14 protein-coding genes are annotated in these 16,268 nt (G+C 65.3%); all 14 read left to right on the plus strand.

Going from position 1 to position 16,268, the window contains the following annotated elements; all coding sequences use genetic code 11:
- The first annotated feature begins 171 nt into the window (after positions 1-171).
- The 14 genes from ACIA8C_RS11650 (at position 172) to ACIA8C_RS11715 (ending at position 16,266) form a co-directional block, all read left to right on the plus strand.
- On the plus strand, positions 172-3,762 hold the full coding sequence (locus tag ACIA8C_RS11650) for a hypothetical protein (protein ID WP_397133505.1): 3,591 nt from the start codon (positions 172-174) through the stop codon (positions 3,760-3,762).
- Positions 3,759-4,652, plus strand: a complete 894-nt coding sequence (locus ACIA8C_RS11655) for a phage tail protein (RefSeq protein ID WP_397133507.1) — start codon at positions 3,759-3,761, stop codon at positions 4,650-4,652. Before ACIA8C_RS11650 ends, ACIA8C_RS11655 begins: the two co-directional genes overlap by 4 nt.
- A complete protein-coding gene (locus tag ACIA8C_RS11660) occupies positions 4,652-6,274 on the plus strand; it encodes a phage tail protein (protein ID WP_397133509.1) in 1,623 nt (540 codons plus the stop codon). Before ACIA8C_RS11655 ends, ACIA8C_RS11660 begins: the two co-directional genes overlap by 1 nt.
- Positions 6,275-6,298: 24 nt before the next feature.
- Positions 6,299-7,336: a hypothetical protein gene (locus ACIA8C_RS11665; protein ID WP_397133511.1), complete on the plus strand. Its 1,038-nt coding sequence runs from the start codon at positions 6,299-6,301 to the stop codon at positions 7,334-7,336.
- Positions 7,337-7,348: 12 nt separating this feature from the next.
- Complete coding sequence (locus ACIA8C_RS11670; protein ID WP_397133513.1) at positions 7,349-8,443, plus strand: hypothetical protein; 1,095 nt, start codon at positions 7,349-7,351, stop codon at positions 8,441-8,443.
- Between the two features lie 38 nt (positions 8,444-8,481).
- The gene (locus ACIA8C_RS11675) at positions 8,482-9,531 is read left to right on the plus strand and encodes a hypothetical protein (RefSeq protein ID WP_397133515.1); all 1,050 of its coding nucleotides are present in this window, start codon (positions 8,482-8,484) and stop codon (positions 9,529-9,531) included.
- 121 nt (positions 9,532-9,652) lie between these two features.
- Positions 9,653-10,942 (plus strand): hypothetical protein, encoded by a 1,290-nt coding sequence (locus tag ACIA8C_RS11680; RefSeq protein ID WP_397133517.1) that lies wholly within the window; start codon positions 9,653-9,655, stop codon positions 10,940-10,942.
- Positions 10,939-11,376 (plus strand): hypothetical protein, encoded by a 438-nt coding sequence (locus ACIA8C_RS11685; RefSeq protein WP_397133519.1) that lies wholly within the window; start codon positions 10,939-10,941, stop codon positions 11,374-11,376. Before ACIA8C_RS11680 ends, ACIA8C_RS11685 begins: the two co-directional genes overlap by 4 nt.
- Positions 11,377-11,407: 31 nt before the next feature.
- Complete coding sequence (locus ACIA8C_RS11690; RefSeq protein WP_397133521.1) at positions 11,408-11,857, plus strand: hypothetical protein; 450 nt, start codon at positions 11,408-11,410, stop codon at positions 11,855-11,857.
- A 32-nt stretch (positions 11,858-11,889) separates the two neighbouring features.
- Positions 11,890-12,663, plus strand: coding sequence for an N-acetylmuramoyl-L-alanine amidase (locus ACIA8C_RS11695; RefSeq protein WP_397133523.1), 774 nt, complete (start codon positions 11,890-11,892; stop codon positions 12,661-12,663).
- On the plus strand, positions 12,663-12,872 hold the full coding sequence (locus ACIA8C_RS11700; protein WP_397133525.1) for a hypothetical protein: 210 nt from the start codon (positions 12,663-12,665) through the stop codon (positions 12,870-12,872). The genes ACIA8C_RS11695 and ACIA8C_RS11700 overlap by 1 nt, the downstream gene beginning before the upstream one ends.
- Positions 12,873-13,172 (plus strand): hypothetical protein, encoded by a 300-nt coding sequence (locus ACIA8C_RS11705; RefSeq protein WP_375921380.1) that lies wholly within the window; start codon positions 12,873-12,875, stop codon positions 13,170-13,172. It begins immediately after the preceding gene.
- Between the two features lie 79 nt (positions 13,173-13,251).
- Positions 13,252-13,533 carry a hypothetical protein gene (locus ACIA8C_RS11710; RefSeq protein ID WP_397133527.1) on the plus strand — a complete coding sequence of 94 codons (282 nt, stop codon included), beginning with the start codon at positions 13,252-13,254 and terminating at the stop codon, positions 13,531-13,533.
- Between the two features lie 87 nt (positions 13,534-13,620).
- Entirely contained in the window at positions 13,621-16,266 is a 2,646-nt protein-coding gene (locus ACIA8C_RS11715) for a hypothetical protein (RefSeq protein WP_397133528.1), read from the plus strand.
- Positions 16,267-16,268: the final 2 nt, after the last annotated feature.

Consider the following 16,268-nt stretch of genomic DNA (forward strand, 5'->3'; position numbering starts at 1 on the left):
GGCTGGTCGGGCGGTCTTGGGCGCAGCCAGATTTCGGGTCATTGTCGCATCCGGTACAGGCGGTGTCGAGTGGGCGAAAGTTGTCGGCCACCGGATTCGCCGAACGCCGCGCCGGTGTCGAGTGCGCCTCGAAAATGCACTGCCACACATAGTTTCAACAGGAGTGTAAGTATGACAGATCACGAGGCGCCGCACTATCAGGACGGCGGACCGGTCAACGAACCGAAGAAACCTGAGCCGGAATTCACCGGCAGTTTGTACGACGTGCTCGGAATAATCAAGCAGGGAAAGAATCAGAAAGACAGCCCGGCGCCCGTGCCGTCGCCCGCGCCCGTGCCCGCGCCGTCGGTGATGACCGGTACCGACGCCGATATCGTCAACATCTTGATCCCGCAGCAACCCAAGCAATCGAATGCAGGTCTGGCGCAGGACATTCCATTTCTTGTCGGGGGAGTGCCACAACTGGGACCCGGCGAGCAGACGAAGCTGCCCGGCGGCACTGTCGTCGTGAACGGTGGCGTCGGGAATACCACGCAATCCTGGCAGGTGCCGGGGCAATCGCCGGTCACGACGCAGCGGACGCCCACTTTCCTCGATCAGGTCGGCAGCCCCCGCATCGCGCCGCCGCCTTCGCTCGGCATACTCGATGTACTTGCGATCGTGAACGATGACCGCATCGCCGCGCAAACGAGTGCGCAGATCGATCTCTCCGCGCGGAATCCGAAAGCGCCGCCGCCGGTATCGGTTACGTTGCCGTCGGGCAGTACCTTTGCGATGTCTACCTGGCTCGGGGATGACTTCTTCCAGCGTCGGGTGAAAATGACCGGGCCGGACGGCACACCGCTGGCCGACTTCGGGCTGACTACTCGACGATTCAATGAACCTATCGCCGGTTTCGGCACGCATTTCGATATGGAGGAGGACGCCGCTGGCCAGCCGCGGCGGGCCATCGTTTACGGGTCGACCTCCGTGAAGGAAATTCTCTTCGAGTCCGGCGAGATGACCGTCGTTCCGATGGACCCGGCGCGGCGCAATTTCACCCTGATACCGGGCGAACTCGACAAGGTCGTCATAGCGACCAACGGAGTGCAAATCGGCGGTATGGAAGGCGATCGGGCGCTGGCGAATACGACTGCCCGGGGGATGCAGGACGGTGCCACCTGGTTGGATCGTTACCTGTACAAGAAGATTCCTGGTCCGATCGATCGGGTGGCGTCGGCAACGAACGACTTCACTGTGCCGGGGCCGCAGGGCAAACCGATTCCGCTCGGTATCGGAAAGATGAGTGGTCCCATTGCCGCGCTTACGCTTCCGCTGGCTGTCTGGGGCGACATGGAGGGTGGCGACTCGTTAGCGCGAGCGTCCGTGCGGGAAGGCACTGGGCTGGCAACCGGATTGGCCGCCAGTGCATTGACGGGGTTCCTTCTCGGTCTCCCTGAGGGCGGGGTCGGCGCCATTCCAGGCTTCGCCATCGGCTTAGCCGCCGGTATCGCCGGTTCCTACGCCGGTTCGAAGGCCGCGGACTACGTACTGCCACCAGATTTCGGCGCCGAGGACGGACGGATCAAGACTCCGCCACCGACTTGGCTCCTGCCCGACGATCCGGCAGCTCTGCGCGGCTACATCGATGACTTGCAGCGCCGGGCGCCCGCGAAACCGGCAAGCCCCGGATACCGCGGCCGGAGCCCGTCTTCCTACGAGGACTACCACGCCCAGAAAGACAAATACGACGAGTGGAACACTCGGATAGCGGCCGCTCAGCACAAGCTGGAGGAGCTGAAGAACGCGCCGCACCACGCGACAGGCGGATATATCACCGGGGCAGGTGGGCCCACCGACGATCGGATCGCGGCGTGGTTGTCCAACGGAGAGTTCGTGGTCAACGCCGCGGCGACGTCGAACATGCTGCCGCTCTTGGAAGCGATCAATGGCGGATGGGTACCGTCGCCGCGCTTCCTCGCAGGCATGCTGCCGGGGTTCGCCACCGGAGGTGAAGTCGGCACGGCGAGCTCGTCTTCGACGGCCAACCGCTGGCGTGAGCTGATCGGTGGCGAACTGATTGCTCCGAGCAAGCCGGTCACCCCCGACGCGGGTGGTTTCCGGCCACCGGACTTCGGTCTGTTCGGGATGGTCGCGGATATTGTTGGCGGCCTTGCGAACACCGCGCTGAACGCGGGCGCGAGTGCGGGCTCCGCGCTGGGTTCCGCCATCGCTCCGGCGTTCGGTCCCGGCGGTCTGCTCGCGTCGTTGTACGGTGCGCAGGCCGGTGGCGCCGCCGGATTGCCCGCGCGGGCTACCCAAACCAGGCAGCCGCCGGATGGCAACGACGCACCGAGCCCGCTGACGGGATCGTTGCAGATCGACCCGAGCGGTATGCGGGGCTTCCCTGGCGATGGCCGGTCGTTCAAGGCCCCGGTCGGGACTCTGTCCCAGCTGATTCCGTCGAACGGGCCGGACGCGCTGCGCGGTACCGGACTGAACCAAATGAGTGTGCTCGCTGATGCTTTGGGGCAAGGCATCGAGAGCGCCGCCGTCGACGCGGGTGGCCGGGTCGGTGCCGCGCTCGGCGCGGCGATCGGCCCCGCGCTCGGCCCGGCCGGCGCTCTTGCACCGGAGATCGGCGCGCAACTCGGCAGCATGATCGGTGCGAAGTTTGGTGGCAGTCTGCGCGCATCGATGACGCTGAGCGGCGAGACAAGCCCGAACCCGGCCGGTGATGATGCCGGTGGTGCCGATCGGTTCGCCGAGCGCGCACTGTTGAAGCGCCGCGGCGGGCCGGGTGGCGCACCCATGATCGGCATGAATGCTGATGGCACACTAAGTAGTTCGCTCACCGATGCAAACGCCCCCGTAGTGGGCGAAGGTTCGCGGATCGTGTGGTCCGGCGGTGGCGGTGGGCTGTCCCTGCCCGGCCTGGTCAACGGTCTGCGCGTCAACGCGCCCAAGATCGTCGAAGGCGCCGAAGGCGCAAGCAGACTCACGGTGCCCGGCCGGTCAGGACCACTGCAGTCCCTGGCGGAAATGGGCAAGCCCTACGAACCGGACAAGGCCAGCGTCACGGACCTGACCCAGGTGGCAGGCAGCCAATTCGGCCAGGACCTCGGCACCGCGCTCGCGCCGATCTTCGGCGAGCGGGCGCCGAGTGATGGCGCCCGCCTTGGCAACTGGCTCGGCGGTCTGGTCGGCACCGCGGCCGAGAACGCGGATCCCAACGGGCAATTCACCGCACCCCTCGCCACGGAACTCGGCCGGATCACCGGCATCCCCTGGCGGCCGAACGAGCAGAAGCCTGAGCAGCAAGGGATTACCCCGGAGCAACAGGTCGGCCTCGCCGCGCTCAAGGGCGGCGTCAGCGGCCTGCAGCAGCACGGCCTGCTCGGCGGCGTGACCGGCGCCATCTCCGGTGCCGCTTCGACGGTGGGCGGCCTGGCCGGCGGCGCGATCGGCACGGCCATCGCGCCGTTCCTCGGCCCCGTCGGCGCGCTGGCTCCCGTCGTCGGTCAGGCCATCGGCTCGATGGTCGGCGGCGCGGCCGCCGAATTCCTCAACAAGCCGATCGAATGGGCGGGCAATGCCATCAAGGAGGAAGTCGGCAGCGGCTTCGGCCTGACGAATCTCGCCAAAGGTCCAGGCGGACATACCGCGCGAGGTGACGTCTACAACATCAACGGCATGGACTCGAAGGACGTCAAGTCGGCGATCGAACGGGTTCATCGGCGCCGCACGGCAGCGCAACAACGCGGAGGAGGGCTCGGCAGATGACCCACCAACTTTTGGAAGCACAGCAGACGAAGATCGTCGTCTGGGACAACAACGGCAGGGTATGGCATCTGGCCGGTGTCAACGCGGGACGCGAAGGCGTCAGGTTGTCGAATCAGACCGGATTCATGTTCGCGCCAGTGCAATTGCTGGTATCGGAGGGTGCCCGGCAGGACGGCGCAACCTTCCTTCGGTCGGTGCGATCGAAGAAGGAATGGGACTTCCTCATCCTGATCTCGCCGAGCAGTAAGGGCGCGACGATGAGCCCGGTTCGGGACTTTCACGCGGTGCACGACGCCTGGTTCCGCGGCTGGTCCACCGACAAGCCCGTCACCGTCGGGTTCTTCACTAAGCACCAGGGGTGGCGGTTCCAGCAGGCGCAGCTCGATGCGGCGCCCGAGCCGGTCGGCGACGTCGATCCGGTGACCAATGCCTTTGCGGTGTACAAGATGTCGGCCACCGCGATGGATCCGCTGGAACGTCACTTCGACGAGACCGCGGTGTGGACGAACACCTCGGGCCTCGGCCAAGGCGTGGTGCGCGCACGCAATGCCGCCGATCAGCCCGCCTGGCCGAGGTACACCATGAACGGTCCCGGCCGCTGGGGCATTCTGGACCCGACCGACGATGACCGGCTGCGCATGGTGCAGACGCCGACGCTGACGGCCGGGCAGACGCTGCGCATCGATACCCATCCGAGGCACCGCACCGCGCGGTTGTACTCGGGCACTTCGACGCAATACCAGAACGTCTGGGCCCAACTGGGCGGCCGTCGCTGGCTGGCGTCGCTGCCGCCGTGGAGCAGCACCGAGATCACGGTGCAGGTCGAGGCCGGCACGTTGCAGTCCAGCCTGATCGTGTCGATGACGCCGAGATCGTCGAGGCCGTACTGATGAGCACGCCGACGTGGGATCCGCAGGCCGAGGCGCTGCGGATGGACAAGGCGCACCGAGACGAGCAGGAGCAGTGGCGCAATCCCGATGTGCTGGTGCGCTATTGGGACAAGTTCATGCGGGAGGTCGGGGAGGAACACAGCTACCTCTCGCTGGAATTCAGCTATCCGCGCAATTCCGCGGGCGGCTTGAAAATGGTCTGCCCGCGCGACATGGTGCATTTCGATCACCTGTTCAACAACGAGGAACGCGGTCAGGACACTACGATCCCGATTACCGTGAACACCAAGGGTTTTCGTTGGGACGGCTACATCACCAGGGTGTCACTGGTCCGGGACGAGTACGGTGTCGAAACGGTCGATATCGAGGCCATCCACTGCTGGAACCATATCGCGACGATCTGCTGCTGGGCCAGCCCCTTCGCGCCGATTCTCGCGCAGTTCCCTCGGCACATGATCCAGTTCGGGCCGGTGCGCACCATCATCACCAACTACCTGACGGCGAACCTGATGCGGCTGCAGTCACCGGGCTGGGTGCCGCCGCAGGACGCGGAGAAGCCGGAATGGGGCGGCGTCGGCAACACACTGTTCCCGATCGCGGTCGTCCCGGTGAACCCGATGACCGACACCAGCAAATGGAGCGCGGCCTCGGCACGTTTCGACATGGCCGACAAACTGTTCGCGCCCATGCTCGAGGACTCCGGTGTCATGCTGACCGCGCGGTTCTTTCTCCCGGACGAGGACGAGCAGCCCGCACCGGAATGGTTCTATCTGGACCGGCCAACCGTGGTGCTGGAGACGGTCGACAAGTCGGGCGTCACCGGCCGCACCGGTACGCTGCTGGACGGGATCCAGTCGTGGTTCGAGGAATTCGCCGACGACGGCACCACTCCCGTCCGCTATCCGAACCTCGACTCTCTCACCGAATACGAAGCGGTGTACGGCGAGTACACAAAATACGGGACATACAAGAACTTCCCCTGGGTGTGGTACTTCGAAGGGGAGTACTCCGGCATCGGCATGTCCGAGATCGCGGTGCACAAGCCGACCGCCACCGATGTCATCATCGGCGGCCGGTCACCCGGCTGGGTGAACGCGGGTATCGAAGTGGTCATCAAGGGCTTGCTCTCGCTGATCGGGTTGGGGTGGCTGTACCGCGGTCAGCTCAACGACGTGTTCCTCGCGTGGAATGTCTACCGCGATATGGAACGGGTGCACCACGCGGGACCGTACGCGTTCCGTGAGCTGTACATCACCGGCAGTGACAAGGCCTTCAATCTGGACGGTTTCGTCGCTGCTCGCCAGGGCATGCATCTCACCCGCGGTTACACCAGCAAAAAGGTGACCGTCGAAGACAACGCCCCGTATGTCCTCGGCCAGGACTACGGCCTCGGCGATCAGATCGGCTTCGCGGTCGAGAATTTGATCTTCACCGACTACGTGACCGAGCTGACGTTCAAAGACGACCGCGAAACCTCCGCGAAATGGCAGATCGTCGTCGGCGACGGTTCTGACGAAGAGGATTCAGTCGTCAAGGCCTGGCAGCGGCTCGGCCGTGTCGCCAGCGCGATCAAGGATCTGGCCACCGACGTCGGTGCCGATCTCGACCTGCTCATCTTCTGACCCTCCCTGTGGAGAGGAGAAATCATGGCGGACATCAATTTTCCCGCCCGCATCACGGTAGACCGGCAGTCGGATCTCGACGGGTTACCGATTCTGACCGCGAAAGTCACTGTCGCGGAGGAGACTTCCGGGTGGTCATTGCCCAAGGGCCCGCAAGGTGAGCGGGGCACGCCGGGACGGCCGCGGACCACATTCCAGAAGATGGGCGAGATTCCCAACGTCGGCGCGCGGCCGACCGGGCTCGGCCCCGACGACCGCGGCAAATGGTGGCATCGCCTGGACGACAACGGCATGGACACCTGGACCGGCACGCAGTGGCGCCACTCGCCGCACGCGGTAGGCCCGCAGGGCCCGGTCGCCGCGGCGAACACGATCTCCAGTGTCGAGACGACGAAGCGGGAAGACCTGACCAACCCGGCGGTCGAATTCATCGGCACCGGCGCGGACCAGAAGCTGAAAGTGACGGTGCCCGCCGGACTTGCGGGGCCGAAGGGACCGCCGGGCGTGTCCGGACCGATCAACGGCTCGCCGGACTTCGACCAGACCGCCGCGCCGCTACACGGTGGTTTGTTCGCGTATAACCGGGCGACTAAACGGTTCCGTCCGATTCCCGCGCCGTTGGGCGTCGGCCCATGGTGCTGGTATCAGGAAGACTTCAACCCCGACCAGGAGAGCGCGGTCAGCCAGCTCACCGCCGGTACCTTCACCATTCCCGCGCAGGGGTTCGCCTGGCGGCCGGTGGTGTACGGGCACATCTCGGCCTTTTCCGCCCGCAGCGGGCCCCAGAGCGCGCAGCCGGTGGTCCGCCTGCATCACGCGCAAGGTCTTTGCGTCGCCTACGGCACGGGAGCGGCCGGGGCCTACCTCTACGTGCCGCTGGTTCCGGCGTACCGGGATGGGCAGGCCACCAAGACATTGTCGCCGTCCTCCACCTTCGCCACGGTGCCCGCCGGCCAGTCGGCGAACCTCGTGGTGACCGTTGATCGCCAGGGTGACGGCAGTGCGGCCATCGGTTTCAAAAACGCACGGGCGTCGCTCGTCGTGTACGCCCAGCCCATCTGAATGAGGTGAGATATGTCCACCATTGGTGAATACTTTCAATCCACCGTCATCCGGGGCATCGATGAGGGCATCGGCGGGCGTGGTCTCGTCCAGTCCTTGCACGGTACCCCGCGCGACGGTTCGCTCGAACTGGCGACCGGAACGGTCGGCGATCGGGGCAAGCAGGGCGAGCCGGCCCCGGCGTTTCGCTGGGAGGGCGATATCGCCGATCAAGCCGCATTGGACGCGCTGGCCGGCAAACTCGGCCCGGCACAGGCGGGCAAGGCCTGGCGGATGCTGCCCACCGCGCAGACCAGCGACACCCTGGTGTTCTGGAACGGCACGAGCTTCGACACCTTCGTCGACGCCTTCGGCGCCGCGGGGCCGGACGGCCAGCCGTGCACGGTGACCATCGGCACCGTCGACACCGGGCCGATCGGCTCCGATCTGGTCGCGACGATCACCGGGACGGCGCCGAACCTGACGCTCAACCTGACCGTGCCGCGAGGAGTCAAGGGACGCAAGGGCGATCAGGGCGGGCCAGGACCGATTCGGCAGGCGCCGGACTACGCCGACGGACCGCATGTCGACCTCACGGTACCGATGTGGGACGCGGCGATCGGCAAATGGGTCGGCCGGCCCTATCCCGGCCTGCGCGGACCGTGGTCGGTCGTCGAAGGTCAGGCGTGGGACGGCGGTCCTGGTTTCGCCCCGACCCAGAGCAACATCAACACCACGCCGAATACCGTTGCCGTCTTGAAGATTCCGGCGCAGGACACGGACTGGCGTCCGCTCATCACCGGTGGCTGCGTGACGATGACGGGCGAAGGCAGTGCCGATACGCGCATCGATGCCGAAGTCCATCTGGGTTCGGCGAGCGGGCAGATCGTCGCGCTCGGCTCGGGTCTGCCCCAGGGCGCCAACGGCTTCTGTCGTTTTCAGCCGTTCTACGGCGCGCACATGACTCCCGAAAGCACCGTCGGTGTGGTGCCGGCCGGTCAAGCGGTTGCCCTGTATGTCGTCCTCAAACGTGCGGTGGGCAACGCCAATTACACCTACCTCATGGCGGGCGCGCAGATCGTGTGCTGGGTCCGCCCCGTCGGCAAGACACAGGGCCCGGCCGCGTAAGCGATCAGCGCGCCTGTGCTGAGTATGGAGACGTAACAGTGACCAACGACCAGAACCCGGTCTACCAAGACGATGTCATGATCACCATGCGCGGCGTCGACGACTCGATCGGATTGGCGAACACCGTCAATCCGATCGAACTCGTCGACCGCGCCGCATTGATCGAACTGCGCGAGGGCCTTACCGGCCCGGTAGGCCCGGACGGTGCACCGGCGTGGCCATGGGAGTGGCAGGGTGACATCGCCGATGTCGCTGCCCTGCAGGCACTTAAGCTCACAACCGCGGACGCGCGCAAAGCCTGGCGGGTGGTCGCCGCGAACGCCGTCTACTACTGGACCGGGCTCGAGTTCATCGCTTTCGCCGACGCCTTCGGCAGGCCGGGGCGGCGCGGCAGGGCGAACCGGCTGACCGGATCCGGCGAAGCCGGGCCGGTAGGCAGCGACGCGACCGCCAAGGTGACCGGGACAGCTCCCGCTCAGCAGGTGAAGATCACCTTTCCGCGCGGCGAGACCGGGGTGATCGGCGACCCGGGAGTCGCCGGTCAGATCCAGGACGCCGCCGATGTCCTTGTCGACCGCGATCACCCGCTCAACCGTGACTATGTGCTGGCCTGGAACGTCGCGGCGGGCAAGTTCATTCCCATCGCGAACCCGCGCCGGACCGGACCGTGGGCCATCTCCCAGGGCCAGTTCGCCGGCGGCATCGACATCGTCGAGGATCGGAAAACCCTTGCCGCGATCACGATTCCCAGCCAGCCGGTGTCGTGGCGGCCGCTGGTCGAGGGCTGGGTGAACGCCGGGAACAGCGGCGATCGTGGCCGAACCCAGTGCGACATCGAGGTGCGCATCGGCGACATCGACAACGGCGCCGTTGTCGCCAGAGGACACGGATTCTCGGACCCGAACTTCTCCGGTGTGCTGATCCAGCCGGAGTTCGCGTACCCGATGTCCCCGGCCTCGACGCTCGGCGTGGTGTCCGCGAATCAGACGATAACGCTGTACGTCGTCATCAAACGCATCCGTGGCAACGACCCGTACAAGGTCGGGACCGACGATGCCTATTTGATCGTCTACGCCCAGCCGATCTAGGCGTGCCCCAGCCGCAGCGCGGTAACCGCCTGCGCCCGTGGCCCTTTCCGCTCTCAGTCTTCCCTCTCTCCGATTGCGGCATGCCGTATCCGGCTGCTTGCTGTTCGAAAGGCATTGATCCATGGCCGAACTGCCCCCGTTGAAGTACGGCAAAGTCGTCGGGCGATTTCTCGCCAACGTCATCGACGGCGCCGACGTCGAGGACCTGCCCGAATTTCCGCCGCTGAGCGGTACGGTCACTTTCAGTGCCGACGCACCAAAGGTTTTGGTGGCCAGCGCGCAACCGCCGGCCACCTACGTCCAGCTGCCCAAGCACTACGAGTGTCAGCTCGATCAATTCGGCAACCTCACCTGGCGCGGCAAGCCAGGCGTGCGGCTGGTCGCGCCGAGCGCCGCGACGAACCCCTCGCAGTGGACGTGGCGGGTGTCGTTCGACCTGTCCTACGACGGTGACCGGGTTCCGATCGACTCCTTCAGTTTCGCAGTGCCCGAATATATTCCAGGGCCCGACGCAACATCGCCCGACATCGGATCGATCGGCCTCGTCGATCTGACGCTCGCCGCACCGGTGCCCGCCTCGCCGGGCAACGCGGTGGTCGCGGGCCCGCGTGGCGAGGGCCTCAAGATCGACGGCCTGGTCGCCGCCTACGGCCAGTTGCCTGCTGCGCCTGCCGAGGGCAGCCAGTACGTCGTGAAGGCGGATGGCCTGCTCTATGTTTTCCACGCGGCGACGGGCGGCTGGCAGCCCAACGGTCAGGGCGTAATTATTCGCGGACCCGCCGGGACCAGCGACTGGGCCGGAATCACCGGCAAGCCAACCACTTTCGCCCCGATCATCGGCGCGACGGCAACGACCGCGGTGGCGGGTGACGACCCGCGGCTGACCGACCAGCGCGCTCCGACGGCGCACACTCACTCGGCGAATCAGATCACCGACTCGACCACGTTCGGTCGTTCGCTGCTCGCGATCGCGGATGCCGCCGCCGCGCGCACCGCGATCGGCACGATCGCCGCCAACGACACCCGGCTCACGGACAATCGGACACCGACCGCGGCCGGGCAAGCCTACGACATCGCGTTCAAGTCGCACAGTGGAACTCGGGCAGTCGGTGCGGGCAACGTGATGCCGGAGGGACTGCGCATCGAACGCAAGATCAGCGTCAGTTCGGTGACCTATCGGGGTGAAACCGCGGGCACCGGGAACCTGGTCGTCGAACTGCGTACCCAGAACGGCCCGGTCGCCGGTACCGCGGCCACCATCACCGCCGCGAATCATGCTGTCGATCAGACCATCACGCCGCCTGCGCCGTGGACCTTTCTGCCGAACGATCGAATCACGGTGTACATCACCCAGGTCGACACCACTCCGGGCAAAGGGCTGCAGGCCAGTCTGAAGGGGCTGACCGCATGACCTTCATTGTGGCGGGCGGCGTTCCCATCTCGGTCGCCTCGATGGGGTTGAACAAGAACGGCAACCAGGCCGCCGACAAGAACCAAACCACGCCACTGGTGAACTGGGTGGTCCGCTCCGGTTACCCGAACACGGTGCTGGATGCCAACACGCTGCTCGTCAACGCGCCGGGGAATGTGGTTATCCGTACCCAGGTCACCCTGGCCAGCGGCTGGGGTGGCGCAGGCGGCCTGTGGGCACAACTCGTCCGCAACGGTGCCGAGGTCGCCAGCGTCGAATTCGCTCAGGCACAGACCGTTGGGACGATTCCCGCGCAGGCGATCACCGTCGCGGCGGGCGATCGGATCGCGGTGAACATCGTCAACGGCAACATCCTCACCGGCGCCACGGTTCAAGGCGGCACGGGCACCTACGTCTACTTCGACCCGGCCTGATGCCTGCCGTTGCAGAGAAAGGGTCGATCCGATGCCGTTGCGCATTGTTGGTGGCGTTACCCCGATTACGACGGCGCCGATGGGGATGGACAAGTACGGCGACAGTACCGTCATCAGCGAAGACGGTGGCCCGGCGGCCGTGACGCTCACCGGCTGGTCGGCGCGCAGTGGATTCCCGAACACCGTCATCACCGGCGACGCGCTCGTCGCCCAAGGGCCGGGCACCGTGACCGTGCGTTGCCGGGTCCAATTGGCCGCTAACTGGACAGCGACCAGTCGCTACCTCCGACTTTTGTTGATGCAGAACAACACTCAGGTCGCCAGCGCCGACTTTGCGGTCGGCGCCGCAGCACTCACCCTCGGCGACACCGCCCTCACCCTCGCATCCGGCGACCGGATCTGGGTCCGCATGGCGACCACAGACGAACGCGGCGTAACCGTGCAGTCGGGCTCGAATACCTACTTGTACTACGACGCCTGACTCTCAGCTTTTCAGCGAAAGGCAGGACAACCATGTCTTGGACCGGCGATCCGGTATGGCTTGCGGAAATACTGCGCGCGGAAGGCCTGCGAGTGGTGGAATTCCCCGGCTGGCGGGAACGCGGCCACGGCGATTTCGGCGAAATATGGGGCATCGTCGCCCATCACACCGGCGGCTCGAATACGCCGCCGACCGAAATAGCCTATGGGGTGCCATCTTTGGACGGCCCGCTGTCGCAGGTGCATCTGGCTCAGGACGGGACCGTCACGGTCGTCGCCGCCGGCGTCGCCTGGCATGCCGGCGCCGGCTCCTGGCCTGGGCTGCCCGAGGACAACGCGAACTTTCACACGATCGGCATCGAGGCCGCCAACAACGGCACCGAGGGTTGGTCGGACGAGCAGTACGACGCCTATGTCGGGATCTGCGCGGCGATTCTGCGCAAACTCGGGCACGGGGCCGACCGGGTGATCGGGCACAAGGAATGGGCCGGACCCAAACAGGGCAAGTGGGATCCCGGCGCCATGGATATGAACCAATTCCGCGCCGACGTCGCGGAGCGAATGAAAGGCAGTGCACTGATGGCACTCTCGGATATGGAGCAGCGCGAACTGCTCGACAAGTTGCGCAGGGTGCACTTCGAGTTGACCTACGGCTTCCAGTCCCGCGTCGCCGACTCGGAATACCGTGACACCGTGGCGGGCTATGTGCTCAACTCCGACGCCGCCGACTTCCGCAACGAACAGCGCCTGAAGGCGCTCGAACTCAAGCTCGACCGGCTGCTTGCCACGGCTGAAGGGCGGATCTGATGTCTCTCAACAGGATTCCCGAGCCAGCACTGATCCGGTCGGTGCTCGTCGCTGTCACCGGCGTCGTCGCCTTTGCCCTCGGCCACCAGATCGATACCGCGTGGATCGAGGCAGTACTTGCCGTCTACGGCCTGCTCACCCCGGTGATCGCCGGTGTGCTCATCCGACCGGCGGTGACCCCGGTCGACCGGCAGGAAGGCAGGCTATGAATGACCCAGCACTGGATGAATCCCGAACTGGTGCAAGCGTTCGGCATCGCGGTCGCGACCGTCATCGGGGCGATCACCGCCTGGCAGGCGCGGGAGGTCGGCAAGCTCCGTACCCGCGTCGACGTGCTGGAAACCCAGGCGGCAGACGATAAGAAGCGCTTCCGCGAAGCTATCCGCCTGATCCGCGCGCTCCAGCAACACATCGATGAACTGCGCGGCTTCCTCCGCCTGCACGTGCCAGGCCAGGAGCCGCCGAAGGCCCGCTACAAAATCCCCTCCTCGCTACAAGAGGAAATCTGAAGTACGACAGCCCCGCTGATCGCGGGCGCATTTAATAGAGAGCGAACTACCCATGTACGAAAGTTTTATGGTCGTCGAAGTGCAACCCACGATCAACGGCGACACGATCCACATCCCCGGATTCAAGCAAATCCAGGCGGTCGAGTGCGACGAGCGGTCCAATACGGCCAGGCTGATCATTCGATACGAATACGACAGCGTCGAAGTGCACCGCCTGCGCATCGGTGCAGGCGGTGAACAGTTCAACGGCTACTGGGAACTGGGTGTGCAGAAGATGCGTGATGGACGGCAGATCATGTACTACGAGCACAAGGTCTTCCGTAACGGCACGTGGATGGCTGTCGATCCGCCGACCGCGTAATTCTCGAATTCAGCTGAACCGAACGGCCCGAAGCAATTCGGGCCGTTCGGTTTTCCATTTCTACCTTTCCGGTCTGCGAGGTCCGCCATGGCGAATATCGATATCGTTCGACAGCCGGACGCTGTCCCCGCCTGGGTGGCCGCCCGTGGCGCACATTTGGCGTCGCTATCGATCAGCGGACCAGCAGACGTCGACCGGGCCGGCCGAGTCTTCGACTTCCATCGGATGACTCCGACAAGCACCGCCCGCACGCTCGAGCGAATCTACGCGAGCAATGCGATGATCGAGTCGGCCAAGTCGTCGACTACCACCGAATTACAGTCTGTTTCAGCTCCTTTCGAGGCGGCGGATAACACCGTCGTATCGCCTGCGGAAGCAGCGTCATCGCCCGTCGTCATCACTGGGGCCAAACCCATCGGCTTCGACAAAGGACTCGGCTCACCCGGCCCGACGACCAAAGAGGAGTCGGACCGGCGGCAGGCGGAGATCGATGCCCACGACCAACAGGTTCGTGAGAACAACAAGAAGCCGCCAACCGAGGTCCCGCCGCCGGTCGTAACGCCTCCCGCTGTGCAGCCCAACGCGACGACTCCAGCCGAGCAGACGTATCTCGGGCCCGGCGCGAATTCGCCAGGCTCAACGACCTCGGTCCCATCGTCTCTTGCCGAGTTGGGTGTGCCCAGTGCGACGCCCGACAAGAACCCGCCACCGCCGGGCAACCCGGTTCCAGCGAACCAAGGGCAGCAGGAAAACAGGGCTCCGACCGCGTTCGAGCAGATGTATGGCGGACTCGACGGTAGTTCGCCGAGTCCGGTGGCGACGACGGTGCCCACCCTGGCCGAGTTGGCGATGCCCGGCTACAAAGAGCCGTCGCCGGTGACCGTTTCCGCGGACTGCACCACCACCGTCTCCTCGACACCCGGAGTGGTGCCGACATCGATCACCAACCCGACGACAACCTTCCGTACCGGTACCAACTACGCCAACGGATTCAGCTATACGCCGGAGCAGTTGGCCGCCGACATGGCGACCGTGCGCCGTGGTCCAGTCCAGTGGGTCGGGCCGGGCGATCCGTATCAGGACGCGTACGCGCGGCTGTCGGCGGCGCAGTACACCGTCGAAGAGCAGCGCATCGACCTGCTGTGGGCGCAGTACAACGCCAAGACCGATGAGGCACGCGCCCAGCAGCTGGCGGCCTTGATCCGGTTGCGGCAGGCCGGTATTCCGTGGCGTGACCCCGCCATCGAAAAGTTCGTCAGCGACCGGGAGAACATCCCGGTCAGCACCGATCCCGACGCACCGGCCCGCTGGATTGCCCCGCCCAAGTACACCCCTGCTCAGCTACGCCAGCAGTTGATCGACGCCAACCGGACCGATACCACCATCCGCGAGCTGGTCAACAACTCGATCGACGACATGTTCATCGATCCGGCGACGGTGCTGTGGCAGGCCGCGCATGGCGAAGGTGACCACAGCGGTTGGGAGATCACCTGGGCCGCAGCCAAACTCGGGGTGAACGTCGTGCTGACGGTGCCCGGTCCCGGCGCTGCCGCGGCGGCAGGTGCCAAAGCCCTGATCCGGAACGCGGCCCCCAAGCTGTGGGAAACCCTGACCGGTGCCGAGACCGCCGCCCAAGCCACCAGGATCGGCAGCGAATTCCAGACAAAGCAGTTGCTCGACGACCTGACGGCGTATCAACGCACGCGCATCCCGCCGCCCCATGCCGGCGCCCCGAACTCCCCCCGACTCGAGCTGCCTCCGATACATCCAGACGCGGCACCGAAAATCTCCTCGACCGCGAAACCGCGCGCTGAATCCGATTATTCGGCGACGGTTGACGTCAAAGAACCATCAGTCGAGGCCCGGCCGACATCGGAAATCGTCAACGAAATCGACGTTCTCGAAACACCTTTGGCCGAACCCCGCGGCGGACCCACCCGGTTGTCGAATACCGGCAGCGGCAACTCCGGCCAGAACCCGAGCGGCCTGCCACGCCTTCCGCAACGTCGAGTGCCGGGCGCTGCCCCGGTGCCTGCGACCATCGACCTGGCGAGGACGGCCGAAGAGGTCGAGGCCTACCTGGTGGATCGCCACGGGCTCAGCGTTTTCGGATTCACCGAGCCCGGGCTACCGGTCGAGCCGCTGGCCGAGTACGCGCGTGCATTCGACGATGTCGTGGCGCGATACCCGGACATCACATTGCCGAGGATTGTCGGCATCGCCGACGAAGGCCCAGGATCGACGGCATACGCCTCCACCGGGAGCCTTGAGCAGCCCGACGGGACTTGGGTCACGCATACGCTGATGTTGAACAGGGAGTTCGCCATCTCGCCCGAGCGGATGCGGATCGCCATCGAGCACGATATGTCACTCCGATACCATCCGCCCGGTCACGAGCAGCGTCCGTACTACGCCGTGACAGTGCACGAGCTCGGTCACGTCCTCGATGATCAAGGCCGCCGACTGGCCAGCGCTACCGCAGAAAAAGAGCTGAAGGATTACTTCATCCGAAACGTGCCCCACTCCAAAGATCCGGCTCAGCTGGATGCGGAGTTCGCTGACTGGACCGGCGCACTCAGTCGATACAGTTTTCTCAAGAATGATCCCACCAAACTGAACCCCGATGAAGCGCTCGCTGAAGCATTCGTTGAGGTAGAAATGAACGGTGCCAACGCATCCGAACCCGCCAAGGTGCTGCACCGACTACTCGTCGAATCCAGGAGACAGCAGTGAGC

The sequence above is a fragment of the Nocardia sp. NPDC051321 genome (genome assembly GCF_044455225.1).
Lineage (GTDB): Bacteria > Actinomycetota > Actinomycetes > Mycobacteriales > Mycobacteriaceae > Nocardia.